Below are 24,996 nucleotides of genomic sequence, written 5' to 3' on the forward strand. Positions count from 1 at the left end.
ACCGTTGTTCTCCAGGGAATGCTCATGGACACCAAACTGCTCGACATCCTCGCTTGCCCGATCTGCAAGGGCCCGCTCAAACTCAGCGCCGATAAAACCGAGCTGATCAGCAAGGGCGCCGGCTTGGCGTACCCGATTCGCGACGGAATCCCGGTGATGCTTGAAACCGAAGCCCGCACCCTGACCACCGACGAGCGCCTGGATAAATGACCACCGCCTTCACCGTCGTCATTCCATCTCGTTATGCCTCCACCCGTTTGCCGGGCAAGCCGCTGTTGCTGATTGCCGGCAAGCCGATGATCCAGCTCGTCTGGGAGCAGGCGAGCAAGAGCAGTGCCCAGCGCGTGGTGGTGGCGACCGACGATGCGCGCATCGTCGAGGCTTGCAACGGCTTTGGCGCCGAAGTGGTGTTGACCCGTGAAGACCACAATTCCGGCACTGACCGTCTCGCCGAAGTCGCCAGCAAACTCGGCCTGGCGCCCGACGCCATCGTGGTCAACGTCCAGGGTGACGAACCGCTGATCCCGCCGAGCGTGATCGATCAGGTCGCCGCCAACCTGGCCGCCCACACCGAAGCGCGCATGGCCACCCTGGCCGAGCCGATCGAAGACGTCCAGACCCTGTTCAATCCCAACGTGGTCAAGGTGGTCAGTGACCTCAACGGCCTGGCGCTGACGTTCAGCCGTGCGACCCTGCCCTGGGCCCGCGATGCCTTCGCCAAAAGCTGCGAGCAATTGCCTGAAGGCGTGCCGTATCGCCGTCACATCGGCATCTATGCCTACCGCGCCGGTTTCCTGCATGACTTCGTCAGTTGGGGCCCGTGCTGGCTGGAAAACACCGAATCACTGGAACAACTGCGTGCCCTGTGGCATGGCGTCCGGATTCACGTGGCCGACGCGCTGATCGCACCGCCGACCGGTGTCGACACCCCCGAAGACCTCGAACGCGTTCGTCGCCTGCTGGAGGCCTGATGCGCGTTCTGTTCGTCTGCCTGGGCAACATCTGCCGCTCGCCGACAGCCGAAGGCGTGTTGCGCCATAAACTGCGCGAAGCGGGGCTGGCCGATCAGGTTGAAGTGGCCTCGGCCGGCACCGGCGACTGGCACGTCGGCAAAGCACCGGACAAACGCAGCCAGGCCGCCGCCAAGCAGCGTGGCTACGACCTGTCCGCCCAGCGCGCCCAACAGGTTACTCGCGCCGATTTCGCCACTTATGACCTGATCCTCGCCATGGATCACAGCAACCTGCGCAACCTCAAGGCCTTGCAACCAGCCTCGGGTAAGGCCGAGCTGGACCTGTTCCTGCGTCGCTACCCGTCGGAGATCGACGAAGTCCCGGATCCGTATTACGACGATCAGGGTTTCGAACGCGTGCTCGACCTGATCGAGCGCGCCAGTGATCAGTTGGTCATCGAATTGAAGGGGCGGTTATGAGTTTGCGGGTACAGCGCGAGGTTTCCCTCAAGCCGTTCAATACTTTTGGCGTGGATGTCCGGGCCCGGTTGTTTGCCGAGGCTCACAGCGATGCCGATGTGCGTGAAGCCCTGGCTTATGCCGCACAGCAGGACGTACCGTTGCTGGTGATCGGCGGTGGCAGCAATTTGCTGCTGACTGCCGATATCCAGTCGCTGGTGCTGCGCATGGCCAGCCGTGGCATTCGCATCCTGAGCGATGACGGCAGTCGTGTTGTCATCGAGGCCGAGGCCGGCGAGCCTTGGCATCCGTTCGTTCAGCACACCCTGGCCCAGGGATTGTCGGGGCTGGAAAACCTCAGCTTGATTCCCGGCACCGTCGGTGCCGCGCCCATGCAGAACATCGGCGCCTATGGCGTGGAGATCAAGGACGTGTTCGCCGGCCTGACCGCGTTGGACCGCCAGACGGGTGAGCTGCGCGATTTCAATCTGGACGAGTGCAACTTCGCTTACCGCGACAGTCTGTTCAAACAAGAGCCCGGTCGATGGTTGATCCTGCGGGTGCGGTTTGCCTTGAATCGCGTCGCGCATCTGCACCTGGAATACGGCCCGGTGCGTCAGCGCCTGACTGAGCAAGGCGTCGACCAGCCCACCGCCACCGATGTCAGCCGGGCGATCTGCAGTATTCGTAATGAAAAGCTGCCGGATCCGGCCGTCCTCGGCAATGCCGGCAGCTTCTTCAAGAACCCGCTCGTCTCGGCCGCACTGGTTGCGCAGCTCAAGGGTCAGTACCCCGATCTGGTGGCGTATGCACAACCGGACGGGCAGATGAAACTGGCCGCCGGGTGGCTGATCGAGCGTGCAGGTTGGAAGGGATTTCGCGACGCCGATGCTGGCGTGCACAAGGCGCAGGCGCTGGTGCTGGTCAACTACGGCGAGGCGACGGGCTTGCAATTGCTGAACCTTGCGCAGCGCATCCAGAAAGACATTGCAGAACGTTTCCATGTTGAGCTGGAAATGGAGCCTAACCGGTATTAGAGATGCAGCGGCAAGCTTCGAGTTGCAAGCTGCAAGCTACAATCAGGTGTGTGGGTTTTGCTGTCTTGCTTCTACTTGAGGCTTGCAGCTTGAAGCTTGCAACTAAAAGCCCTGCCCTGCAGGGCTTTTTTGTTAATACTGGGTTAACTTAGTCAGCTAACGATAACCCTCATTTGTTCCATAAAAGGCCCGGTTCAGACGCTCGCGTCTGCACAAGAGAGCCTGTTAGCCTGAGCCGATCTGCGTGATGCCAACCGCTGTCAACCAGCGGCAGATTGCTCGACCCCATAACCTTTATAACTATGCGGGCGTGCCCATGATTACCCTGAAACTCAATGGTCAAGACCATCAGCTCGATGTTACTGAGGACATGCCGCTCCTCTGGGCTATCCGCGACGTGGCGGGATACAACGGCACCAAATTCGGCTGCGGCATGGGCCTGTGCGGCGCTTGCACCATCCACATCGAAGGCTCGCCGGCGCGCAGTTGCATCACGCCCATCGGCTCCGTGGTGGGCCAGAACATCACCACCATCGACAACCTGCACGCGGACCCGGTCGGGCAAGTCGTCCAACAGGCCTGGCTCGACAGCGCCGTGGCCCAATGTGGTTTTTGCCAGGGCGGGCAGATCATGTCGGCGACTGCACTGCTCAAGACCAACCCCAATCCAAGTGATGAGCAGATCGAAGAGGCGATGGTTGGCAACCTCTGTCGCTGCGGTACCTACAACCGAATCAAGACCGCGATCCGGCAGGCATCCACTCACCTGAAGGAGGCCAAGGCATGAGCCAGTTACCCAATGATTTTGCCCTGAGCAACCTCAGCCGCCGTGGCTTCCTCAAGGGCGTGGGCGCCACCAGTGCTCTGGTGGTTGCAGCGAGTTGGGGGTGGCAGGATGCGTTCGCCGCCGACGAAGAGAAAAAATTCGGCGCCGAGGGCATGCCCAACGGCTGGATCGATGATCCCAAGGTCTACGTCAGCATCGCCGCTGATGGCACGGTGACGGTGGTGTGCAACCGCTCGGAAATGGGCCAGGGCGTGCGCACCAGCCTGACCATGGTGGTGGCCGACGAGCTGGAGGCCGACTGGGCCCTGGTGAAAGTGCAGCAGGCACCGGGCGACGAAGTGCGCTTCGGTAACCAGGACACCGACGGCTCGCGCAGTATGCGTCACTGGTACGAGCCGATGCGCCGCTGTGGCGCGGCTGCGCGGACCATGCTGGAACAGGCGGCCGCCGATCAGTGGAAAGTCCCGGTCGGCGAGTGCCACGCGCAATTGCACAAGGTCATCCATAAGCCGTCCGGTCGAGAGCTGGGTTATGGCGCCCTGGCCGCCGCTGCTGGTGCACTGGCCGTACCGGCCCGCGACAGCCTGCGGCTCAAGCAGCCATCGGAGTTCCGCTACATTGGCAAGGAAGGCACCCGTGCAATCGATGGCGCAGACATCGTCAACGGTCGTGCCATCTACGGTGCCGATGTCCATTTCGAGGGCATGCTCTACGCCACCATCGCTCGCCCGGCGGTCTACGGCGGCAAGGTCAAGTCGCTGGACGACAGCGCGGCACTGAAGGTCCCCGGGGTGATCAAGGTCCTGCAAATCGAAAGCCGACCATTGCCCTCTGAATTCCAGCCGTTGGGTGGCGTGGCCGTGGTTGCCAGCAACACGTGGGCGGCGATCAAGGGGCGTGAGGCACTGAAAATTGAATGGGATGACGGCCCCAATGCCAGCTACGATTCGATTGCCTACCGCAAGGAACTGGAAGCGGCGTCCCTGAAACCGGGCAAGGTCGTGCGCAATACCGGCGACATCGACAAGGCTATCAGCGGTGCCAGCAGCACACTGGAAGCCTCCTACTATTTGCCGCACCTGACACAAGCGCCGATGGAACCGATGGTCGCCATTGCCCGCTTCAAGGATGGCATTTGCGAAGCCTGGGGACCGAGCCAGGCGCCACAGGTCACCCGCGAGCGTATTGGTGAACGGCTGGGTATCGGGTTCGACAAGGTGACCTTCAACGTCACCCTGCTCGGTGGCGGGTTCGGGCGCAAATCCAAACCGGATTTCATCATTGAAGCGGCCGTGCTCGCCAAGGAATTTCCTAGCAAGGCGGTGCGCGTGCAGTGGACCCGCGAAGACGACATCCATAACTCCTACTTCCATACCGTCTCGGCGGAATACCTCAAGGCCGGCCTGAACAAGGACGGCCTGCCGTCCGGTTGGCTGCACCGTACCGTTGCACCGAGCATCACCGCGTTGTTCGCACCGGGCATGAACCACGAAGCGGCCTTCGAATTGGGCATGGGTTTCACCAACATGGCCTACGCGATTCCCAACGTACGCCTGGAAAACCCTGAAGCCGTGGTGCACACCCGAGTGGGCTGGTATCGCTCCGTGTCGAACATTCCCCACGGTTTTGCCATCCAGAGCTTTGTCGATGAACTGGCGCACAAGGCTGGCGAAGACCCGCTCAAGTACCAGGTCAGGTTGCTCGGCCCGGATCGCCAGATCGATCCGCGCACCTTGAGTGAAGAATGGAACTACGGCGAATCGCCCGAGCGTTATCCAATCGACACCGGACGCATGCGTACCGTGCTGGAAACCGCCGCAAAAGCCGCCGGTTGGGGGCGACAGTTGCCGAAGGGGCGTGGGCTGGGGCTGGCGGTGCATTACAGTTTCGTCACCTACGTCGCGGCGGTGATCGAGGTCGAAGTCAAGGACGATGGCACCCTGATTGTGCATAAGGCCGATATCGCGGTGGATTGCGGTCCGCAGATCAACCCCGAGCGGATTCGCTCGCAATTCGAGGGGGCCTGCGTGATGGGGCTGGGCAACGCGGTGCTGGGGGAAATCAGCTTCAAGGACGGCAAGGTCCAGCAGGACAACTTCCATATGTACGAAGTGGCGCGCATGTCCCTGGCGCCGAAGGAAGTCGCGGTGCATTTGGTCACTCCACCGGGCGAAGTGCCGTTGGGCGGCGTCGGCGAGCCGGGCGTGCCACCGATAGCGCCGGCACTGTGCAACGCGATCTTCGCGGCGACCGGCAAGCGCATCCGCAATTTGCCGGTACGTTACCAATTGCAGGGTTGGCAGAAGGCTGACGTTTGATGGACAGCGTCGATCTGAATGTCTTGCACAGTGTATTGCAGTGGCGTCAGGCCGGTCAGCGGGTGATGTTGTACAGCGTCGTCCGGACCTGGGGTACCGCGCCCCGGGCCCCTGGCGCCATGCTGGCCTTGCGCGAAGACGGCGTGGTGATTGGTTCGGTGTCCGGTGGCTGTATCGAGGATGACCTGATCACCCGCCTGCACGATGGACGGATTACGCCAGACGGGCCGCCCGTGCAGTTGATCACCTATGGCGTGACCCAGGAGGAAGCGGCCCGCTTCGGTTTGCCTTGTGGTGGGACCTTGCGCCTGACCGAGGAACGCGTGGGGGATCCCGCCTGGGTCGCCGAGTTGCTGGCACGTTGCGAGGCCCATGAAATCGTCGCCCGCACTTTGGACGTCGCCACCGGTGAGGTGCGCTTGCAGCCAGCGGGCAAGAGCGAGGTGCTGAGTTTCGACGGACACACGTTGCGCGCGATCTACGGCCCACGCTGGCGTTTGTTGTTGATCGGCGCGGGCCAGTTGTCCCGGTATGTGGCCGAGATGGCGCGCCTGCTGGATTTCGAAGTGCTGATTTGCGATCCGCGCACCGAATTCGTCTACGGCTGGGAGGAACAGCACGGGCGCTTTGTCTCCGGCATGCCGGATGAAGCGGTGCTGAACATCCAGACCGACGAGCGCACAGCCATCGTGGCGCTGACGCATGATCCTCGCCTGGATGATATGGCGCTGCTGACGGCCCTCGATTCCAGGGCTTTTTATGTGGGTGCGCTGGGTTCGCGGGTCAACAGCCAGAAACGTCGAGCCAACCTGGCTCAGCTAGGCTTGTCTCAAGCGGCCATCGGACGGTTACATGGCCCGATCGGTTTGCACATTGGCAGCCATTCCCCGGCGGAGATCGCGTTGTCGTTGCTGGCTGAAATCGTCGCGATCAAAAATGGCATCGAGTTGAAGCAGAAAAAGGAAAGTGCATGAACGAGTCCATCGGCGTCATCGTCCTGGCTGCGGGGCAGGGCACCCGGTTCCGGCAGGCAGCGGGTGGTGCTCGGGACAAGTTGCTGGCTGACTGCGCCGGGCGCGATGGCGCCGTGCGTTCGGTGATCGAGCAGGTGCTGATGAGTGTGCCGGCTGGACTGACGAAGCGCGTGCTGGTCACCACCGAAGACCGTCCACAAGTCATCCGCATGGCCCAGGCCTATGGTTTCGAGATTGTCCTGATCGAGTCCACCGGCATGGGCGACAGCATCGCGGCCGGGGTCGCGGCCTGTCCGCAGCTCGCCGGGTGGCTGATCGCCTTGGGCGATATGCCGTTCATCCTGCCGTCCACCTTCGAGAAAGTGCTGACGGGGGTGACGGATGATGGGATCAGTGTGCCTGTGATCAACGGCGAGTATGGCCATCCCGTGGGATTTGGGCGTTCGTTCGGTCCCGGGTTGATGGCGCTGTCGGGAGACCGTGGCGCCAAACCATTGTTCGTCCCGGCGAAGGTGGCTGAGGTGCCAGTGGATGATCCTGGAGTGTTGTGGGATGTGGATGTCCCTGAGGCATTAGTCTTCGCCGGGTAGATCGACCCCCTGTAGGAGCGAGCTTGCTCGCGATGCTGGCCCAGCTATCGGTGACCTCCCAGCTACCCCGCGTTATCGTTAACGACCATCGCCGGCAAGCCCGCTCCCACAGGTGGACTGCGTACCCGGGCACCGCAGGCATTCAGACATAAAAAAGCCCCGCCTGGCGTCACCAGGCGGGGCTTTCAGTTGCAGCAGGATCAGGCGAGCGGTTTAGGCTCGTGTTCCTTTTCCTCGGCTTCGTGTTGCACCACGGCTTCCTGAACGGAGCGCGGAGCTTCGTGGATCACCGATTCGGTAGCTTCTTCAGCGACCGGGGCAGGGGCCTCGACCACTTCAGCAGCAACCGGTGCTGGCTCTTCGACCGCAACCGCTTCAACGGGAGCAGCAGCGGCGGCCAGTTCGGCTTCCTTCTGCAGACGCTCTTCCTCGCGCTTGCGACGACGCACTTCACGTGGGTCATTCGGCGCGCGGCCGCTTGGAGTCAGTGCGCTGGCTGGAGCCGCTTCGACAACGGGTGCCGGTGCCTGGGTAACCACCGGGGCCTCTACCACGGGGGCTGGTTCGGCAGCTACCACCACAGGTTCGCTGACCATGGCTTCGGCAGTTTCCGGCTCGGCGACTGGCGCTGGCGCTTCGACAACGGCTGGTTCGGCCACCCAGTTGAAGGCGGTTTGTTCTTCACGAACTTCGCGCACGGTTTCGGTCACGGTTTCAGCCGCGACTTCGACGGCTGGCTCGGCAACCACAGCCGGCGCTTCTTCCACAACCACCGCAGGCTCTGCAACTGCTTCAGCTTGCGGTTGGGCTTCAGACTGCGCTGGAGCCACTTCGATTTCCGGAGCGGCGGTCACTTGCACGGGCGTGTTCGCTTCAACGACCGGCGCTTCGACTGGGGCAGTCTCAAGCGTGGTGGCAGTGGCGCGTTCGGCTTGCTCGTTGGCCTGTGCTTCGGCCGGAGCGCTGATCACGGTGCTGGCGACAGCGGCGGTGACCGCCAGGCCAGCGGCCAGGTCGGCGGCGCTTGGTGCTTCGCTGCCTTCGGTGGCTGGCGACTCTTCCGAGCCTTCGATCACGTTGCCGTCGGCATCGCGTTGACGCTCGCGACGGTTGCTGCGACGACGCTGGCCACGGGAACGACGACGTGGACGATCACCTTCGGCGCCTTCCTGACCGTCTTCACCCGGTTGCTCTTCGTTGCCGGTCAGTTCTTCTTCGGCTACGGCAGCAGCGGCTTGTTCGGCTCGCGGTTGACGCTCTTCACGCGGTGGGCGTGGAGCGCGCTCTTCGCGCGGCTGACGGGCCGGACGTTCTTCGGTGGCGGCAACTGCAGCGGTTTCCGGTGCAACGGTATCCAGAGGTTCACGCAGTACACGAACCCGCTCTTCACGCTCGCCACGCGGCTTGCGGTCTTCGCGAGGGGCGCGCGGTGCACGTTCTTCACGCGGGGCGCGTGGTGCGCGTTCTTCGCGAGCGGCCGGTGCTTCTTCACGGGCTTCGCGCGGTTCACGTGGCGCGCGCTCTTCGCGCGGTGCACGTTCTTCGCGAGGTTTGCGTTCTTCATCGCGGCGACCGTTACGGTTGCGGCTTTGCTGACGGCCGTTACGACGCTCTTCGTTGCGTGCTGGACGCTCAGCGGCTGGCTTTTCAACCACGGCCGGGGCAGCAGGCTCTTCCTTGGTCGCGAACAGGCTGACCAACGACTTCACCAGGCCCTTGAACAGGCTTGGCTCTGGCGCGGCAACCGGGGCCGCTACCGGAGTGGCAGGGACTTCGGTTGGAACCGGAGCGTTGGCGCGGGCTGGAGCCGTCTTGACCGCAGCTTCCTGGCGAACCAGGGTGCGGGTCGCAGCAGCCGGTTGGACTTCTTCGACTTCGGCCGCGGCCGCAGCGATTTCGTAGCTGGACTGGCTGTTGGCGGCTTCCGGGCTGTCATCGCGAAGACGCTGCACTTCAAAATGCGGCGTTTCGAGGTGATCGTTCGGCAGAATGACGATACGGGCACGGGTGCGCAGTTCAATCTTGGTGATCGAGTTGCGTTTTTCGTTGAGCAGGAAGGCTGCAACCGGAATCGGCACCTGGGCGCGGACTTCGGCAGTGCGGTCTTTCAGGGCTTCTTCTTCGATCAGGCGCAGGATCGCCAGGGACAGCGATTCAACATCACGGATGATGCCGGTGCCGTTGCAGCGCGGGCAAACGATGCCGCTGCTTTCACCCAGCGATGGGCGCAGGCGCTGACGGGACATTTCCAGCAGGCCGAAGCGCGAGATGCGACCGACTTGCACACGAGCGCGGTCGGCTTCCAGGCATTCGCGGACTTTTTCTTCCACGGCGCGCTGGTTTTTGGCAGGGGTCATGTCAATGAAGTCGATGACGATCAGGCCGCCGATGTCGCGCAGGCGCAACTGGCGGGCGATTTCTTCGGCCGCTTCAAGGTTGGTCTGCAGGGCGGTTTCTTCGATGTCGCTGCCTTTGGTGGCGCGCGCCGAGTTGATGTCGATTGACACCAGGGCTTCGGTCGGATCGATGACGATGGAGCCGCCGGAAGGCAGTTCAACGACGCGCTGGAAAGCGGTCTCGATCTGGCTTTCGATCTGGAAACGGTTGAACAGCGGTACGCTGTCTTCGTACAGCTTGATCTTGCTGGCGTACTGCGGCATTACCTGGCGAATGAAGGTCAGGGCTTCGTCCTGTGCTTCAACGCTGTCGATCAGCACTTCGCCGATGTCCTGGCGCAGGTAATCACGGATGGCGCGAATGATGACGTTGCTTTCCTGGTAGATCAGGAATGGCGCGGAACGATCCAGCGAGGCTTCCTTGATGGCGGTCCAGAGTTGCAGCAGGTAATCGAGGTCCCACTGCATTTCTTCGCTGCTGCGACCCAGGCCGGCAGTGCGCACGATCAGACCCATGTCGGCGGGGGCAACCAGGCCGTTCAGGGCTTCACGCAGTTCATTGCGCTCTTCGCCTTCGATGCGACGGGAGATGCCGCCGGCACGCGGGTTGTTCGGCATCAGGACCAGGTAACGGCCAGCCAGGCTGATGAAGGTGGTCAGGGCGGCACCCTTGTTGCCACGTTCTTCTTTTTCGACCTGGACGATGACTTCCTGGCCTTCGCTCAGGACATCCTTGATGTTGACGCGGCCTTCAGGTGCCTTCTTGAAGTATTCGCGGGAGATTTCCTTGAGGGGCAGGAAGCCGTGGCGCTCGGAGCCGAAATCGACAAAGGCGGCCTCCAGGCTCGGTTCGATGCGAGTAATCCGGCCTTTGTAGATGTTGGCCTTCTTTTGCTCGCGTGCACCGGATTCGATGTCCAGGTCGTAGAGGCGTTGGCCATCTACCAGTGCAACACGCAACTCTTCGGGTTGAGTTGCGTTAATCAGCATTCTTTTCATGTAGTACCGTCGGTTTCCGGGCTGCCGGAAACGGCGTTCGGCACACACGACTTCTCACGGTCGGTGTCAGGTGCGTCGGGAGTGGTTGGCCAATCCCGTGTCCAGCGAGGTCCGGCCAATGTGGGCCTTCGTCGCGACGTACGCGTCCTGCTTGCTGTGGCTACTTAAGCACTCAGTCAGGAGGAGGAATCAACCGGCGGCTGTGGACGAGATGAAGCGTCTTGGGAAAGCCTATTGCTACACAGTCCAGCGGTTGTGCATCTCCACCCTACACGTATCCCTGATAATTCGGGTGCTGCCGCGCGCAGAATCCGCAGCGGGTTGGCATTTACCGTGAGCTCCGAAAGGGGAGGTCACGCATCATGGCTAATTTAGGCGTTGTTTCCGAAGCCTTCGCTCGGGGTCATCCGCAGCCGACTGCACTTTGTGAACTGGCCGTGAATATGGCTCGCGTGGCGAGTGAAAAACTCTGCTTTGCGGCGTGATTCAGGCCTCATGTCACCTGCGCTCGTTACAGCTGCAAACTCCACCGTTACGTAGCGAAAGCCCCGTAGGACGGCCTCGCGTCCTGGTGAATTGCTTTGGTCAGGGGCGGTTTTTGACCGCTAATCCGCTGTCCAGGCCGCTTTTGGCGGCGTTCGCGACTATAGCAGTAATGATTAAGTGCTTCAATTCCATAAAAAATTGATATCATCCGCGCCATGACGACTACTGCCCCCTCGACTCCAGGCGTTCAACTGCTTGAGGTCTCGCCGGAATATGCCGGCCAACGTATTGATAACTTCCTCCTCGCCCGACTCAAAGGCGTGCCCAAGACCTTGATTTATCGCATTTTGCGCAAGGGCGAAGTGCGCGTGAACAAAGGTCGGATCAAGCCCGAATACAAGCTGCAGGCAGGCGATATCGTGCGCGTGCCGCCGGTTCGCGTGCCTGAGCGCGACGAGCCGATGCCGGTCGCTCAAGGGCTCTTGCAGCGCCTCGAAGCGTCGATTGTCTTTGAGGACAAGGCACTGATCGTGATCAACAAGCCCGCCGGGATCGCAGTTCACGGCGGCAGCGGCTTGAACTTCGGTGTTATCGAGGCCTTCCGTCAGTTGCGCCCCGACGCCAAGGAGCTGGAGCTGGTTCACCGCCTGGATCGGGACACTTCCGGGCTGCTGATGATCGCCAAAAAACGCAGCATGTTGCGCCACCTGCACGAGCAGTTGCGCGGTGATGGCGTCGACAAGCGCTACATGGCGCTGGTTCGCGGCAATTGGCCGTCGTCGATCAAGCAGGTGCGTGCGCCTTTGCAGAAGAGCAACCTGCGGTCTGGCGAGCGTATGGTCGAAGTTGACGAAGAAGGTAAGGATGCTCTGACGGTATTCAAGGTTTTGCGTCGTTTCGGCGATTTTGCCACCATGGTTGAAGCAAAACCGATTACTGGTCGCACTCACCAGATCCGCGTGCACACTCTGCATGCCGGGCACTGCATTGCGGGTGACACCAAGTACGGCGAAGAGGGTTTCAGCAAGGAAATCCGCGATCTGGGTGGCAAGCGTCTGTTTCTGCATGCCTACATGCTGACCGTTCCGCTCCCCGATGGTGGCGAATTGAAGCTACAGGCGCCAGTCGACGAAATGTGGGCCAGGACTGTGGAGCGTTTGAGTGCACCCCTCTGATTACAAGTTGCTGATTTTCGACTGGGACGGCACCTTGGCCGACTCCATTGGTCGGATAGTCGAGGCAATGCACGTCGCTTCCGAACGCTCGGGCTTTGCGCTGCGCGACGATTTTGCCGTGAAGGGCATCATCGGCCTGGGCCTGCCGGAAGCCATTCGTACGTTGTACCCGCAGATCAGTGACAGCGAGTTGATTGCGTTTCGTGAGCACTATGCAGATCACTACATTGCTTCGGAAGCCGTACCTTCGCCACTGTTTGAAGGTGTTGTGGAATCGATGGAGGCGTTTCGAGCCGAGGGCTACCATCTGGCGGTCGCAACCGGCAAGGCGCGTCGCGGGTTGGATCGCGTTCTGAAGTCTCACGGTTGGGAGAACTACTTCGACATCACTCGCGCCGCTGACGAAACCGCCAGCAAGCCGCATCCGTTGATGCTCGAGCAGATCCTCGCGCACTGCGAAGTTCGTCGGGAACAGGCGCTGATGATCGGGGACTCCTCCTTTGACCTGCAGATGGCGCGCAACGCCGGCATGGGGTCGGTGGCGGTCAGCTACGGCGCCCAATCGATCGAGGCGTTGAAATTGTTCGAGCCGACGCTGGCGATTGATCGTTTTTCAGAGTTGCATGCCTGGCTGAGTCAGCGGGCTTAACAGGATTTTGCTGGGGTAGATGGGCATGACCGACGAATGGAAGGCGCCAAAGGCGAGTGCAGAGAGCGGCGACGAGAAAAGCTGGAAGCTGTTGGAGAAAACCCTGCTGGCGGGTGTGCAGGAGCAGCGCAGATCGCGCCGCTGGGGGATATTCTTCAAGCTCCTGACCTTTGTTTACCTGTTCGTTGCGCTGGCGCTGTTCACGCCCTTGATGGACATGGAAAAGGCCGCCACCCGCAGTGGCGCCTACACGGCGCTGATCGATGTGAATGGCATGATCGCGGACAAGGAGCCGGCCAGCGCTGACAATATCGTCGGCAGCCTGCGCGCCGCGTTCGAGGACGAAAAGGTCAAGGGTGTCATCCTGCGTATCAACAGTCCGGGTGGCAGTCCCGTGCAGTCGGGGTATGTCTATGACGAAATTCGCCGCCTGCGCGGCTTGCACCCTGATACGAAGTTGTACGCGGTGATTTCCGACCTGGGTGCTTCCGGTGCCTACTACATCGCCAGTGCCGCCGACCAGATCTATGCCGACAAGGCGAGCCTGGTGGGTTCCATTGGTGTCACGGCGGCCGGCTATGGTTTTGTCGGGACCATGGAAAAACTCGGTGTCGAGCGTCGGACCTACACCTCCGGTGAGCACAAGGCGTTCCTCGATCCGTTCCAGCCGCAGAAGCCTGAAGAAACGGCGTTCTGGCAGGGGGTGCTCGATACCACGCACAAGCAGTTCATCAATAGCGTCAAGCAGGGGCGCGGTGATCGTCTCAAGGACAAGGAGCATCCGGAGCTGTTTTCCGGGCTGGTCTGGTCTGGCGAGCAGGCGCTGGGATTGGGCTTGATCGACGGCCTGGGTAATGCCAGTTCGGTTGCCCGTGATGTGATCGGCGAAAAAGAGCTGGTGGACTTCACCGTGCAGGAATCACCGTTCGATCGTTTCTCGAAGAAGCTCGGCGCCAGCGTCGCGGAGCATCTGGCAATGTGGATGGGGTTTCAGGGGCCTTCGCTGCGCTGAGCGTCTTCGTTGCCTAAAAAACCGGCCCTTGTGGCCGGTTTTTTTCTGCTTGGTTTCAGGGTATTTCAACGCCTTCGGCCATCAGCATGTCGATCAGGCGAATCAGTGGCAGGCCAACGAGGCTCGTGGCATCAGGGCCTTCGGTGCTCTGGAACAGGCTGACGCCCAGGCCTTCGGCCTTGAAGCTGCCGGCGCAATCATAAGGTTGCTCGGCATGCAGGTAGCGTTCGATACGTGCGCTGTTCAGTGTGCGCATGTGCACGGTGAAGGGCACGCAATCGACCTGGCAGTGGCCGGTCTGGCTGTTGAGCAGGGTGAGGCCAGTCAGAAAGGTCACGCTGGCGCCGCTTGAGGCGAGCAGCTGTTCGCGGGCCTTTTCGAAGGAATGGGGTTTGCCGATAATGCGATCGCCCAGCACCGCCACCTGGTCAGAACCGATGATCAGGTGGTTGGGGTGACGGTCGGCCAGGGCCAGGGCTTTTTCCCGGGCGAGGCGCTGCACCAGCTCAGCGGCGGGCTCGTCCGGGAGGCGGCTCTCATCGATATCCGGCGAGCAGCAGATGAACGGCAGCTGCAGTCGGGCCAGCAATTCTCGGCGATAGGCCGAGCTTGAAGCGAGTAATAAAGGCAGCATGGGCATCTCCGGATGGCAGGCGCGAATTCTAGCGAGGCTTGCAGGTGACGGACAGGGCCGAATTTCCTTTGACATGGCCGGGGGCATCCCTATAATGCTGCGCCTATGTTGAATGACCCGATTCCACCTCACGTTGACCCGCGCAAATTGGCTGACCGTGGCACCACCCTTCAAGGTGAACTGCTGCTGGCCAATTTGGAGAGACTCTGCGACCCGCTTTCCGACACTGTCGGTACGGTCCAGGCCAAACTCGTTTTTGAGCGAGATGAACGTAAATCTGTGGTGATCCACAGCTTTATCGACACCGAAGTCAAAATGGTTTGCCAGCGTTGTCTTGAGCTGGTCACCCTGCCGATCCATAGCGAGTGCAGTTATGCTGTGGTGAAGGAGGGTGCGAATACCCAGTCGTTGCCGAAAGGTTATGACGTGCTGGAACTGGGCGAAGATCCTTTGGATCTGCAGTCACTGATCGAGGAGGAGCTTCTGCTCGCCTTGCCCATTGTGCCTGCTCATCATCCGGAAGAATGCCAGCAGCCGGCGGGAGCAGATGAACCCGAACCGAGCGAGGACGAGGTAACGCGGTCCAACCCGTTCAGTGTATTGGCGCAGTTAAAGCGTGACCCAAACGTTTAGGAGTTAATCAATTATGGCTGTTCAGCAGAACAAAAAATCCCGCTCTGCCCGTGACATGCGTCGTTCGCACGATGCTCTCGAGGCTAGCACCCTGTCTGTAGAAAAAACCACCGGTGAAGTTCACCTGCGTCACCACGTTTCGCCAGAAGGCGTATACCGTGGTCGTAAAGTGATCGACAAGGGCGCTGACGAGTAATCACTTGTCCGCTCAAGTCATCGCGATTGACGCAATGGGCGGGGACTTCGGTCCCCGCAGCATTGTCCAGGCCAGCCTCGCTTGCCTGTCTGCTACCCCCTCGCTGCACCTGACCCTCGTCGGTCAACCGTCCCTCCTTGAAGAATTGATCGCTGGCCATTCGGCTGTGGATCGCTCGCGCCTGTCGATTGCCCCAGCGTCGCAAGTCATTGCCATGGATGAAAAACCTGCCCAGGCGCTGCGTGGCAAGCCCGATTCGTCAATGCGTGTGGCGCTGCAGCTGCTGCGCGATGACAAGGTCCAGGCATGCGTCAGTGCGGGCAATACCGGTGCGCTGATGGCGTTGTCGCGGTTCGTGCTCAAGACGCTGCCGGGCATAGACCGGCCGGCCATGGTTGCGGCGATTCCGACGCAGAAGGGTTATTGTCAGTTGCTCGATCTGGGAGCGAATGTCGATTGCAGCGCCGAGCACCTGTTGCAGTTTGCCGTCATGGGTTCGGTGGCCGCAGAAACGCTGGGAATTGTTCGTCCGCGCGTGGCTCTTCTGAACATCGGCACCGAGGACATCAAGGGCAATCAGCAGGTCAAGTTGGCGGCAACCTTGCTGCAAAGCGCACGCGGTATCAATTACATCGGTTTTGTCGAGGGCGATGGCCTGTATCGTGGCGAAGCGGATGTGGTGGTGTGTGATGGCTTTGTCGGCAACATCCTGCTCAAGTCCAGTGAAGGGTTGGCGACCATGATTTCGGGGCGCATCGAAGCGCTGTTCAAAAAAACTTTGCATCAAAATTGGTCGGTGCAATGGCGCTGCCACTGATGAGGCGCCTGCAAGCGGACCTCGCGCCTGCGCGGCATAACGGCGCAAGTTTCCTGGGTTTGCAGGGAATTGTGGTGAAAAGTCATGGTTCTGCTGGTGTTCAGGGGTTTCAGAGCGCCATTTCGCGGGCCGTGATCGAGATTCAGGAAAACCTGCCAGAGCGCATTCACGGTCGGCTCGAGGATTTGTTGCTTTAGGCGTTTTCGTCGGACAATGCTTAAATGTGACCGCTTGGTTCAATTGGCCATCCAAACTGTCAGTTTCTTGCGTCCCCTGCCGGGACGCCAATTCTTCGACGACAAGATCATTAGGGGCTTGTTACATGTCTGCTTCCCTCGCATTCGTCTTTCCAGGACAGGGTTCGCAGTCCCTCGGCATGCTGGCCGAGCTGGGCGCGGAACATCCGGTGGTCCTCGAAACATTCAAAGAAGCCTCCGACGCGCTCGGTTACGACCTGTGGGCACTGACCCAGCAAGGGCCGGAAGAGCAACTCAATCAAACCGATAAAACCCAGCCGGCCATCCTGACCGCCTCGATCGCCCTGTGGCGCCTGTGGCTGGCCGAAGGGGGCGCGCGCCCTGCGTATGTCGCGGGTCACAGCCTGGGCGAGTACAGCGCACTGGTCGCTGCTGGCAGCCTGAGCCTGGGCGACGCGGTGAAACTGGTCGAGCGTCGTGGCCAGTTGATGCAGGAAGCCGTTCCGGCCGGGCAGGGCGGCATGGCTGCCATCCTTGGCCTGGAAGATGCTGACGTGCTGGCTGCCTGCGCCGAAGCGGCGCAAGGCGAAGTGGTCAGTGCGGTCAACTTCAATTCACCTGGCCAGGTGGTCATCGCCGGTGCCAAGGCAGCGGTCGAACGCGCCATCGAAGGCTGCAAGGCTCGTGGTGCCAAGCGTGCCATGCCATTGCCGGTCAGCGTGCCGTCCCATTGCGAACTGATGCGTCCGGCGGCTGAGCGTTTCGCCGAGGCGATCGCGGCCATCAATTGGCAGGCACCGCAGATTCCGTTGGTACAGAACGTCAGCGCTCAGGTGCCGGCCGATCTGGAAACCCTCAAGCGCGATCTGCTCGAACAGCTCTATAAGCCAGTGCGCTGGGTAGAATCGGTTCAGACCCTGGCCGCCAAAGGCGCGACCCAGTTGGTCGAATGCGGTCCTGGCAAAGTACTGGCCGGTCTCAACAAACGCTGCGCCGAAGGCGTATCGACATCCAACCTCAACACCCCAGACGCTTTCGCTGCCGCCCGTGCAGCATTGGCCTGAATCAGGAGAAGCTTGCATGAGTCTGCAAGGTAAAGTTGCACTGGTCACCGGTGCGAGCCGCGGTATTGGCCAGGCTATCGCCCTGGAACTGGGTCGTCAGGGTGCCATCGTCGTCGGCACCGCGACCTCCGCTTCCGGCGCCGAGCGTATTGCCGCGACCCTGAAGGAAAACGGTATTCAAGGCACCGGCCTGGAGCTCAATGTCACCAACGATGAGTCTGTTGCCGCCGTGCTGGCGAGCATCCAGGAGCAGTTCGGTGCCCCTTTGATCCTGGTCAATAATGCCGGTATCACCCGCGATAACCTGATGATGCGCATGAAAGACGACGAATGGTTCGACGTGATCGATACCAATCTGAACAGTCTATATCGCCTGTCCAAGGGCGTTTTGCGTGGCATGACCAAGGCGCGTTGGGGGCGAATTATCAGTATTGGCTCGGTAGTGGGTGCCATGGGCAACGCAGGCCAAGTAAACTATGCCGCCGCCAAGGCTGGCCTGGAAGGTTTCAGTCGTGCCATGGCGCGTGAAGTCGGTTCGCGTTCGATTACGGTAAACTCGGTGACCCCTGGGTTCATCGACACCGATATGACTCGCGAACTGCCCGAGGCGCAGCGTGAAGCCTTGCAGACGCAAATTCCGCTGGGCCGTCTGGGTCAAGCGCAAGAGATCGCGTCCGTGGTCGCTTTTCTTGCATCCGACGGTGCGGCTTACGTTACCGGAGCTACAATCCCGGTGAACGGCGGGATGTACATGTAGGTTAAAATGTGACGGATTGCTTCAAAAAAATGTCATACGAGCTGTCTAAAATCCGTTATAAAGCTGCAATCTATTTATAGGCAGAGGGTCACCGGGTACGGGGAGTGAAGCTTTCAGTTGAAAAGCTGAAAAGCCTTTCTATACACTTACCCACTGGCCAGCTGCCTGAATTTGTCCATTAGGAGTGAAAACAAGGTATGAGCACCATCGAAGAGCGCGTCAAGAAAATCGTTGCCGAGCAACTGGGTGTTAAAGAAGAAGAAGTGATCAACACTGCTTCCTTCGTTGAAGACCTGGGTGCCGACTCCCTTGACACCGTTGAGCTGGTGATGGCTCTGGAAGAGGAATTCGAGACCGAAATCCCTGACGAAGAAGCTGAAAAGATCACTACCGTACAAGCTGCAATCGACTACGTTAACTCCCACCAGGGTTAATCGTTTGTAATCGTTGCTTGCTGTCGTGGAAAAACCGCACTGCCGTCACGGCGTGCGGTTTTTTCTTTAGGCCTGATGCAAAGTCGTCATTAGAAAAAGGAGAGTGTTGTGTCGCGTAGACGCGTCGTAGTCACCGGTATGGGTATGTTGTCGCCACTGGGCACGGATGTGCCAAGCAGTTGGCAGGGCATTCTGGCTGGCCGCAGTGGCATTGGTCTGATCGAACACACCGACCTTTCTGCCTATTCCACCCGTTTTGGCGGCTCGGTAAAGGGCTTCAATGTCGAGGAATACCTGTCGGTCAAGGAAGCTCGCAAGCTTGACCTGTTCATTCAGTACGGGCTGGCGGCCGGTTTCCAGGCGGTGCGTAATGCCGGCCTTGAAGTCACCGATGCCAACCGTGAGCGCATTGGCGTGGCCATGGGGTCGGGTATTGGTGGACTGACCAATATCGAAGAAACCAGCCGCACCCTGCACGATTCCGGCCCACGAAGGATTTCTCCCTTTTTCGTGCCAGGCTCGATCATCAACATGATTTCCGGTTTCCTGTCGATCCACCTGGGTGCACAGGGGCCCAACTACGCGATTGCCACCGCATGTACCACCGGTACGCATTGCATCGGCATGGCGGCACGCAACATCATGTACGACGAAGCGGACGTGATGATTGCCGGCGGTGCCGAGATGGCTGCTTGCGGCCTGGGCATGGGCGGCTTTGGCGCTTCGCGTGCATTGTCCACCCGCAATGACGAGCCCACCCGTGCCAGTCGTCCATGGGACAAGGGGCGTGATGGTTTCGTCCTGTCCGACGGTGCCGGTGCGCTGGTGCTTGAAGAGCTGGAACACGCCAAGGCTCGTGGTGCGACCATCTACGCCGAGCTGGTGGGTTTCGGCACCAGTGGCGACGCGTTCCACATGACGTCGCCACCTGCAGACGGCGCCGGTGCTGCGCGCTGCATCACCAATGCCCTGCGCGATGCCAGGATCAATGCCGATCAGGTCCAGTACATCAACGCCCATGGCACCTCGACGCCGACTGGCGACCTGGCTGAAGCCTCTGCGATCAAGTCGGTATTCGGTGATCACGCCTACAAGCTGGCAGTCAGTTCGACCAAGTCCATGACCGGTCACCTGCTGGGTGCGGCGGGCGCGGTCGAGGCGATCTTCAGCGTGCTGGCCATCAACAGCCAGGTGGCGCCGCCAACCATCAACCTCGATGAGCCGGACGAAGGTTGTGATCTCGATTTCGTGCCGCACACGGCGCGCAACATGGATATCGACGTGGTCATCTCCAACTCCTTCGGCTTTGGTGGCACCAACGGCTCGCTCGTGTTCCGGCGGTTCGCAGGCTGATGGACAGTTGGGTCGACGGTCAGCCGGCTGACGCTCTGTCGCTGAAGGATCGCGGCCTGGCTTACGGTGATGGTCTGTTCGAGACCATTGCCGTGCGTAGCGGCCAGCCGTTGCTGCTGGAACGCCACCTGGCGCGTCTGGCCCATGGCTGTTCGAGGCTTTCGATCAGCGCCGATCACGGCTTGGTCCGCAGCGAGTTGCTGGCCTATGCCGCAGCACTGGGCGAGGGTGTACTCAAGCTTATCCTCACGCGCGGCGACAGTCTGCGCGGTTACGCGCCCGACCCGGCAGCTGTGGCTCGACGCATCCTGCAGGGCAATCCGCCCGCTGCTTATCCTGCCGTTCATGCAGAACAGGGGGTGCGGCTGTTCCCCTGCACCACGCGCCTGTCCGCGCAACCCTTGCTCGCCGGGCTCAAGCACCTGAACCGCCTCGAACAAGTCATTGCCCGTGCCGAATGGCAGGACACCGAATATGCCGAAGGCTTGATGCTCGATCACGCGGGGCGGGTGATCGAGGGGGTATTCAGTAATCTGTTCATCGTACGCGATGGTGTCTTGATCACCGCCGATCTCAAGCGCTGTGGCGTGGCCGGGGTGATGCGTGCGGAATTATTGTTTCAAGCCGAGTCGTCGGCAATTCCCACGCAAATCACCGATATCACCCTCGAACAACTGCAATGGGCCGACGAAGTGTTTGTCTGCAACAGCGTCTACGGCGTCTGGCCAGTGCGCGCCTATGCAGCGCTGAGCTGGCCGGTTGGGCCGCTCACCCGTAAACTCCAACACATTTCCCGTGCGCTACTGGATGCTTGATACGTGAGACGTAAACTCTTGCTGTTGCTGGAAACCGGCCTGGTTCTGGCAGGGTTGTGTCTGGGCGCTTCGGCCTGGAAGATCCATACGGCGTTACACCAGCCTTTGAATATTTCCCAGGAAGAGCTGCTGGACGTGCCCAAGGGCACCACGCCCACCCGCACTTTTTACCGACTTGAAGCCGATGGCGTGATCAAGGATGCCTTCTGGTTGCGCGTGTATTGGCGCTTCAACCTGGCCGGCCAGCCATTGCACAGCGGCGAGTACCGCATGCAGCCCGGCATGACTGTCGACGGGCTGATCGACCTGTGGAAGCGTGGCGAAATGGTCCAGTACAGCCTGACCCTGGTCGAAGGCTGGAATTTCCACCAGGTACGTGCTGCCCTGGCCAAGGCTGAAAAGCTGGACCAGACGCTCGACGGCTTGAGTGATAGCGAGGTGATGGACAAGCTCGGCCACAAGGGCATCTTCCCGGAGGGACGTTTCTTCCCGGACACCTACCGCTTTGTACGGGGCATGACCGACGTCGAGCTGCTGAAAAAAGCCTATGATCGCCTCGATGAAGTCCTGGCCAAGGAATGGGCGCAACGCGCCGCAGATGTGCCGTACACCGAGCCTTACCAGGCACTGATCATGGCCTCGCTGGTCGAGAAGGAGACCGGTGTGCCGCAAGAACGTGGGCAGATCGCCGGGGTGTTCGTGCGTCGCCTGGGACTGGGCATGCTGCTGCAGACCGATCCGACGGTGATCTATGGCCTGGGCGATCGTTACGCTGGCAAGCTGACCCGCGCCCACCTCAAGGAATCCAACCCTTACAACACCTACATGGTTGCGGGCCTGCCGCCGACCCCGATTGCGATGGTTGGCCGCGAGGCGATCCATGCCGCTCTGAACCCGGTGGCTGGCAACAGCCTGTATTTCGTGGCAAGGGGCGATGGCAGTCACGTGTTCTCCGATGACCTGGATGCCCACAACAACGCTGTGCGTGAGTTCCAGCTCAAGCGTCGCGCCGATTACCGCTCAAGCCCCGCGCCAGTCACGGCGCCGGAAGCCACGGGTGAGCCGGCGCCGATCACGCCAGATTCACCAGACACTTCGCCGCAGGCATTGCCGCCCGTGACGCCGTCTGCGCCCATTGAACAATCGGCCCCGCAATCGACTGAAGAACCTGCCAAAGAACCTGCTGTTGCGCCCGAAACGGACGCCGCCACGCCGCAAGGCTCGCAATGAACTCGACTAAGGACTGCCTGTGACTGGCTTGTTTATTACCCTGGAAGGCCCTGAAGGTGCGGGCAAGAGCACCAATCGCGAGTACCTCGCCGAGCGCTTGCGTGCCGCCGGTCTTGAAGTGGTGCTGACCCGGGAGCCGGGCGGGACGCCGCTGGCCGAACGGATCCGCGAAGTCCTCCTGACGCCTGTCGAAGAAATCATGGATCCGGATGCCGAGTTGCTGTTGGTGTTCGCTGCCCGCGCCCAGCATCTGGCCGGGGTGATTCGCCCGGCGCTGGGGCGGGGTGCGGTGGTGCTGTGTGACCGATTTACCGATTCGACCTACGCCTACCAGGGTGGTGGCCGCGGCCTGTCGATGGAGCGCATCGCGACCCTTGAAACCTTCGTCCAGGGCGATCTGCGTCCTGACCTGACGCTGATCTTCGACTTGCCGGTGGAAGTGGGCCTGGCCCGTGCCAGCGCACGGGGTCGCCTGGATCGCTTCGAGCGGGAAGGGCGCACATTCTTCGATGCGGTGCGCGGTGCTTTCCTCAAGCGCGCCGCCGCCGAGCCAGCGCGCTACGTGCTCGTCGACGCCGCACAGCCGCTGGCGCAGGTTCAACAGTCGCTGGATGCGCTGCTACCGCGCCTGCTGGAGCTGAGCCGTGGCTGAAGCCTACCCGTGGCAGGACAGCCTCTGGCAGCAATTGGCCGGTCGCAAGCAGCATGCGCACGCCTATTTGCTGCACGGGCCGGCGGGAATTGGCAAACGTGCGTTGGCCGAGCGCCTGATGGCACAGCTGTTGTGTCAGCAGCCGACGGCTCAGAACGCCTGCGGGGAATGCAAATCCTGCCTGTTGCTAAAGGCCGGCAGCCACCCCGACAACTACATTCTGGAGCCCGAAGAAGCCGACAAGGCGATCAAGGTCGACCAGGTGCGTGACCTGGTCAGCTTCGTGGTTCAGACCTCGCAGTTGGGTGGGCGCAAGGTGGTGCTGATCGAGCCAGTCGAGTCGATGAACATCAACGCCGCCAACGCCTTGCTCAAAAGTCTTGAAGAGCCGTCCGGCGATACGGTGCTATTGCTGGTGAGCCATCAGAGCAGCCGCCTGTTGCCGACCATCAAGAGCCGTTGCGTGCAGCAAGCCTGCCCGTTGCCGAGCGAGGCCGTGAGCCTGGCGTGGTTGGCGACCGCTCTGCCCGATTGCAATGAACAAGAGCGCAACGAACTGCTGACCCTCGCTGCCGGTTCGCCCTTGGCAGCGGTCAGCCTGCACGCTCAGGGCGTACAGGAGCAACGAGCACTGGTGGTCGACGGTGTGAAGAAGCTGCTCAAGCAGCAACAATCCCCCACGCAATTGGCCGAGGGCTGGAATTCGGTGCCGCTGCTGTTGCTGTTCGACTGGTTTTGCGACTGGTCGAGCCTGATCCTGCGCTATCAGTTGACCCAGGATGAAGACGGGTTGGGATTGTCCGATATGCGCAAGGTCGTGCAGTACCTGGCGCAGAAAACCAGCCAGGAAAAAACCTTGAATATTCAGGACTGGATCCTCGCCCAGCGCCAGAAAGTGCTCAGCAAGGCCAATCTCAATCGCGTGTTGTTGCTGGAAGCCTTGCTGGTGCAATGGGCGTCTTTGCCTATCCAGAAGTGATCGACTATGCCTAGACTCTGACTATCAGCAGTGGAGGTCAGCATGAATGAAGCCGAGAACCCGGGGCCGCGCAACGGCATTTTGTCCTTGACCATCAAGGACAAGTCCGTGCTTTACGCGGCCTACATGCCGTTCCTCAGGAATGGCGGGCTGTTTATCCCGACCAACAAGAGCTACAAGTTGGGTGACGAGGTATTCATGCTGCTGAACCTGATGGACGAGCCGGAGAAAATTCCGGTGGCTGGCAAAGTTGCCTGGATCACACCCAAAGGTGCCCAAGGCAATCGTGCCGCTGGCGTTGGTGTTCAATTCAACGATGGCGATAACGCCGCGCGCAGTCGAATCGAAACCCATCTGGTCGGAGCCCTAAAGTCCGACCGTCCCACCCATACGATGTAAGTTGCCAACTTTTTTATGCTTGTAGATTCCCATTGCCACCTCGATCGCCTTGACCTCGCCGCACACGATGGCTCTCTCGATGCCGCACTCGATGCCGCGCGGCAGCGCGGCGTAGGACATTTTCTGTGCATTGGCGTGAGTGCCGATAATGCGGCCGACGTCAAAGCCCTGGCCGAGCGCTACGAGGATGTCGACTGTTCGGTGGGCGTGCACCCGTTGGACGTGCAACCCGGTGCCGCACCAGCGCTGGACTGGCTGCTGCGCGAGCTCAACCATCCACGGGTGGTGGCGATCGGAGAGACCGGGCTGGATTATCACTACGAGCCCGAAGCGGCGCAGTTACAGCAGGAGTCGTTTCGACTGCACCTGCAAGCCGCGCAGCAGACCGGCAAGCCGGTGATCATCCATACCCGGGGTGCCCGGGCCGATACCTTGAGCCTGCTGCGCGAAGCCGCGTTGCCCCAGGCCGGTGTCCTGCACTGCTTCACTGAAGATTGGGAGATGGCCAAGGAAGCGCTGGACATGGGTTATTACATTTCTCTGTCCGGTATTGTCACTTTTCGCAATGCCGATGCGCTGCGGGATGTAGCGAGTAAGGTGCCTGCCGACCGATTGCTGGTGGAAACCGACTCGCCATACCTGGCCCCGATCCCGTATCGCGGCAAGCCGAACCTGCCGCAATATGTGCGGGAAGTGGCAGAGTTCCTGGCGATGTTGCGCGGCGAATCCTACGCACGATTTGCCGAACAGACCACGGCGAACTTCAAGCGTCTGTTCCCGCTGGCTCATGTAAAAGGCTGAATCGCAGGCAAAAAAAACCCGGGTTCTGGGGGGTGAATCCGGGTTAAGACCATTAGGAGTAAAACAATGGTACGCGGTCCGTTGGTACCAATATCGGCGAGACACTTGGGGGAGATGCCCCGCCGACAGTTGAAGTATTGATCAGGATTGCGCCGAGTCCAGTTCACCGGTCGCGGTTTTTAAACAATTTTGGAATACAGC

25 protein-coding genes and 1 pseudogene are annotated in these 24,996 nt (G+C 60.7%); 24 read left to right on the forward strand and 2 right to left on the reverse strand.

Going from position 1 to position 24,996, the window contains the following annotated elements; translation table 11 throughout:
• Nucleotides 1–24: 24 nt before the first annotated feature.
• The 8 genes from AB4N64_RS03160 to AB4N64_RS03195 all read left to right on the forward strand — a co-directional run bounded on the left by AB4N64_RS03160 (nucleotide 25) and on the right by AB4N64_RS03195 (nucleotide 7,117).
• A complete protein-coding gene (locus AB4N64_RS03160; RefSeq protein WP_187677807.1) occupies nucleotides 25–210 on the forward strand; it encodes a Trm112 family protein in 186 nt (61 codons plus the stop codon).
• Nucleotides 207–971, forward strand: a complete 765-nt coding sequence (gene kdsB / locus AB4N64_RS03165) for a 3-deoxy-manno-octulosonate cytidylyltransferase (protein ID WP_460121902.1) — start codon at nucleotides 207–209, stop codon at nucleotides 969–971. Before AB4N64_RS03160 ends, kdsB begins: the two co-directional genes overlap by 4 nt.
• Nucleotides 971–1,432 carry a low molecular weight protein-tyrosine-phosphatase gene (locus AB4N64_RS03170; protein ID WP_460121904.1) on the forward strand — a complete coding sequence of 154 codons (462 nt, stop codon included), beginning with the start codon at nucleotides 971–973 and terminating at the stop codon, nucleotides 1,430–1,432. The genes kdsB and AB4N64_RS03170 overlap by 1 nt, the downstream gene beginning before the upstream one ends.
• The gene (murB, locus tag AB4N64_RS03175) at nucleotides 1,429–2,448 is read left to right on the forward strand and encodes a UDP-N-acetylmuramate dehydrogenase (RefSeq protein WP_460121906.1); all 1,020 of its coding nucleotides are present in this window, start codon (nucleotides 1,429–1,431) and stop codon (nucleotides 2,446–2,448) included. The genes AB4N64_RS03170 and murB overlap by 4 nt, the downstream gene beginning before the upstream one ends.
• 316 nt (nucleotides 2,449–2,764) lie before the next feature.
• Complete coding sequence (locus AB4N64_RS03180) at nucleotides 2,765–3,235, forward strand: (2Fe-2S)-binding protein (protein ID WP_460121908.1); 471 nt, start codon at nucleotides 2,765–2,767, stop codon at nucleotides 3,233–3,235.
• A complete protein-coding gene (locus AB4N64_RS03185) occupies nucleotides 3,232–5,553 on the forward strand; it encodes a xanthine dehydrogenase family protein molybdopterin-binding subunit (RefSeq protein WP_460121910.1) in 2,322 nt (773 codons plus the stop codon). Before AB4N64_RS03180 ends, AB4N64_RS03185 begins: the two co-directional genes overlap by 4 nt.
• Nucleotides 5,553–6,527: an XdhC family protein gene (locus AB4N64_RS03190; protein WP_460121911.1), complete on the forward strand. Its 975-nt coding sequence runs from the start codon at nucleotides 5,553–5,555 to the stop codon at nucleotides 6,525–6,527. Before AB4N64_RS03185 ends, AB4N64_RS03190 begins: the two co-directional genes overlap by 1 nt.
• On the forward strand, nucleotides 6,524–7,117 hold the full coding sequence (locus tag AB4N64_RS03195) for a nucleotidyltransferase family protein (protein WP_460121913.1): 594 nt from the start codon (nucleotides 6,524–6,526) through the stop codon (nucleotides 7,115–7,117). Before AB4N64_RS03190 ends, AB4N64_RS03195 begins: the two co-directional genes overlap by 4 nt.
• 200 nt (nucleotides 7,118–7,317) lie before the next feature.
• On the opposite strand, the gene rne is transcribed toward AB4N64_RS03195, so the two are convergent.
• Nucleotides 7,318–10,512, reverse strand: coding sequence for a ribonuclease E (gene rne, locus AB4N64_RS03200; RefSeq protein WP_460121915.1), 3,195 nt, complete (start codon nucleotides 10,510–10,512; stop codon nucleotides 7,318–7,320).
• Between the two features lie 701 nt (nucleotides 10,513–11,213).
• On the opposite strand from rne, the gene rluC reads away from it, so the two are divergent.
• The 3 genes from rluC to AB4N64_RS03215 are packed head-to-tail and all read left to right on the forward strand — an operon-like array spanning nucleotide 11,214 to nucleotide 13,834.
• Nucleotides 11,214–12,173: a 23S rRNA pseudouridine(955/2504/2580) synthase RluC gene (gene rluC, locus AB4N64_RS03205; protein WP_460121917.1), complete on the forward strand. Its 960-nt coding sequence runs from the start codon at nucleotides 11,214–11,216 to the stop codon at nucleotides 12,171–12,173.
• Nucleotides 12,160–12,822 (forward strand): HAD-IA family hydrolase, encoded by a 663-nt coding sequence (locus tag AB4N64_RS03210; protein WP_460121919.1) that lies wholly within the window; start codon nucleotides 12,160–12,162, stop codon nucleotides 12,820–12,822. Before rluC ends, AB4N64_RS03210 begins: the two co-directional genes overlap by 14 nt.
• A gap of 25 nt (nucleotides 12,823–12,847) precedes the next feature.
• On the forward strand, nucleotides 12,848–13,834 hold the full coding sequence (locus AB4N64_RS03215; protein ID WP_460121920.1) for a S49 family peptidase: 987 nt from the start codon (nucleotides 12,848–12,850) through the stop codon (nucleotides 13,832–13,834).
• A gap of 55 nt (nucleotides 13,835–13,889) precedes the next feature.
• Here the strand turns inward: AB4N64_RS03215 and AB4N64_RS03220 are convergent, their stop codons facing one another.
• Nucleotides 13,890–14,468 (reverse strand): Maf family protein, encoded by a 579-nt coding sequence (locus AB4N64_RS03220; RefSeq protein WP_460121922.1) that lies wholly within the window; start codon nucleotides 14,466–14,468, stop codon nucleotides 13,890–13,892.
• Between the two features lie 105 nt (nucleotides 14,469–14,573).
• Here AB4N64_RS03220 and AB4N64_RS03225 point away from each other — a divergent pair, with 105 nt between their 5' ends.
• The 13 genes and pseudogenes from AB4N64_RS03225 (at nucleotide 14,574) to AB4N64_RS03285 (ending at nucleotide 24,795) form a co-directional block, all read left to right on the forward strand.
• On the forward strand, nucleotides 14,574–15,101 hold the full coding sequence (locus AB4N64_RS03225) for a YceD family protein (RefSeq protein WP_368554651.1): 528 nt from the start codon (nucleotides 14,574–14,576) through the stop codon (nucleotides 15,099–15,101).
• A gap of 13 nt (nucleotides 15,102–15,114) precedes the next feature.
• Nucleotides 15,115–15,297, forward strand: coding sequence for a 50S ribosomal protein L32 (gene rpmF / locus AB4N64_RS03230; RefSeq protein WP_003179396.1), 183 nt, complete (start codon nucleotides 15,115–15,117; stop codon nucleotides 15,295–15,297).
• Between the two features lie 4 nt (nucleotides 15,298–15,301).
• Nucleotides 15,302–16,311, forward strand: a pseudogene (gene plsX, locus AB4N64_RS03235) (phosphate acyltransferase PlsX).
• A gap of 125 nt (nucleotides 16,312–16,436) precedes the next feature.
• Nucleotides 16,437–17,375 carry an ACP S-malonyltransferase gene (fabD, locus tag AB4N64_RS03240; protein ID WP_460121924.1) on the forward strand — a complete coding sequence of 313 codons (939 nt, stop codon included), beginning with the start codon at nucleotides 16,437–16,439 and terminating at the stop codon, nucleotides 17,373–17,375.
• A gap of 16 nt (nucleotides 17,376–17,391) precedes the next feature.
• On the forward strand, nucleotides 17,392–18,132 hold the full coding sequence (gene fabG / locus AB4N64_RS03245) for a 3-oxoacyl-ACP reductase FabG (RefSeq protein WP_460121926.1): 741 nt from the start codon (nucleotides 17,392–17,394) through the stop codon (nucleotides 18,130–18,132).
• Between the two features lie 197 nt (nucleotides 18,133–18,329).
• Nucleotides 18,330–18,566, forward strand: coding sequence for an acyl carrier protein (acpP, locus tag AB4N64_RS03250; RefSeq protein WP_368554645.1), 237 nt, complete (start codon nucleotides 18,330–18,332; stop codon nucleotides 18,564–18,566).
• Between the two features lie 108 nt (nucleotides 18,567–18,674).
• Complete coding sequence (gene fabF / locus AB4N64_RS03255; RefSeq protein ID WP_460121928.1) at nucleotides 18,675–19,919, forward strand: beta-ketoacyl-ACP synthase II; 1,245 nt, start codon at nucleotides 18,675–18,677, stop codon at nucleotides 19,917–19,919.
• Nucleotides 19,919–20,734 carry an aminodeoxychorismate lyase gene (pabC, locus tag AB4N64_RS03260; protein WP_460121930.1) on the forward strand — a complete coding sequence of 272 codons (816 nt, stop codon included), beginning with the start codon at nucleotides 19,919–19,921 and terminating at the stop codon, nucleotides 20,732–20,734. Before fabF ends, pabC begins: the two co-directional genes overlap by 1 nt.
• Nucleotides 20,735–20,737: 3 nt before the next feature.
• Nucleotides 20,738–21,964 (forward strand): endolytic transglycosylase MltG, encoded by a 1,227-nt coding sequence (mltG, locus tag AB4N64_RS03265; protein WP_460121932.1) that lies wholly within the window; start codon nucleotides 20,738–20,740, stop codon nucleotides 21,962–21,964.
• Between the two features lie 19 nt (nucleotides 21,965–21,983).
• Entirely contained in the window at nucleotides 21,984–22,616 is a 633-nt protein-coding gene (tmk, locus tag AB4N64_RS03270) for a dTMP kinase (protein WP_460121934.1), read from the forward strand.
• Nucleotides 22,609–23,595: a DNA polymerase III subunit delta' gene (locus AB4N64_RS03275; RefSeq protein ID WP_460121936.1), complete on the forward strand. Its 987-nt coding sequence runs from the start codon at nucleotides 22,609–22,611 to the stop codon at nucleotides 23,593–23,595. The genes tmk and AB4N64_RS03275 overlap by 8 nt, the downstream gene beginning before the upstream one ends.
• A gap of 42 nt (nucleotides 23,596–23,637) precedes the next feature.
• Nucleotides 23,638–23,994 (forward strand): PilZ domain-containing protein, encoded by a 357-nt coding sequence (locus tag AB4N64_RS03280; protein ID WP_460121938.1) that lies wholly within the window; start codon nucleotides 23,638–23,640, stop codon nucleotides 23,992–23,994.
• Nucleotides 23,995–24,009: 15 nt separating this feature from the next.
• The gene (locus AB4N64_RS03285; protein WP_460121940.1) at nucleotides 24,010–24,795 is read left to right on the forward strand and encodes a TatD family hydrolase; all 786 of its coding nucleotides are present in this window, start codon (nucleotides 24,010–24,012) and stop codon (nucleotides 24,793–24,795) included.
• Nucleotides 24,796–24,996 lie beyond the last annotated feature (201 nt).

The organism is Pseudomonas sp. S2_C03, from assembly GCF_054668405.1.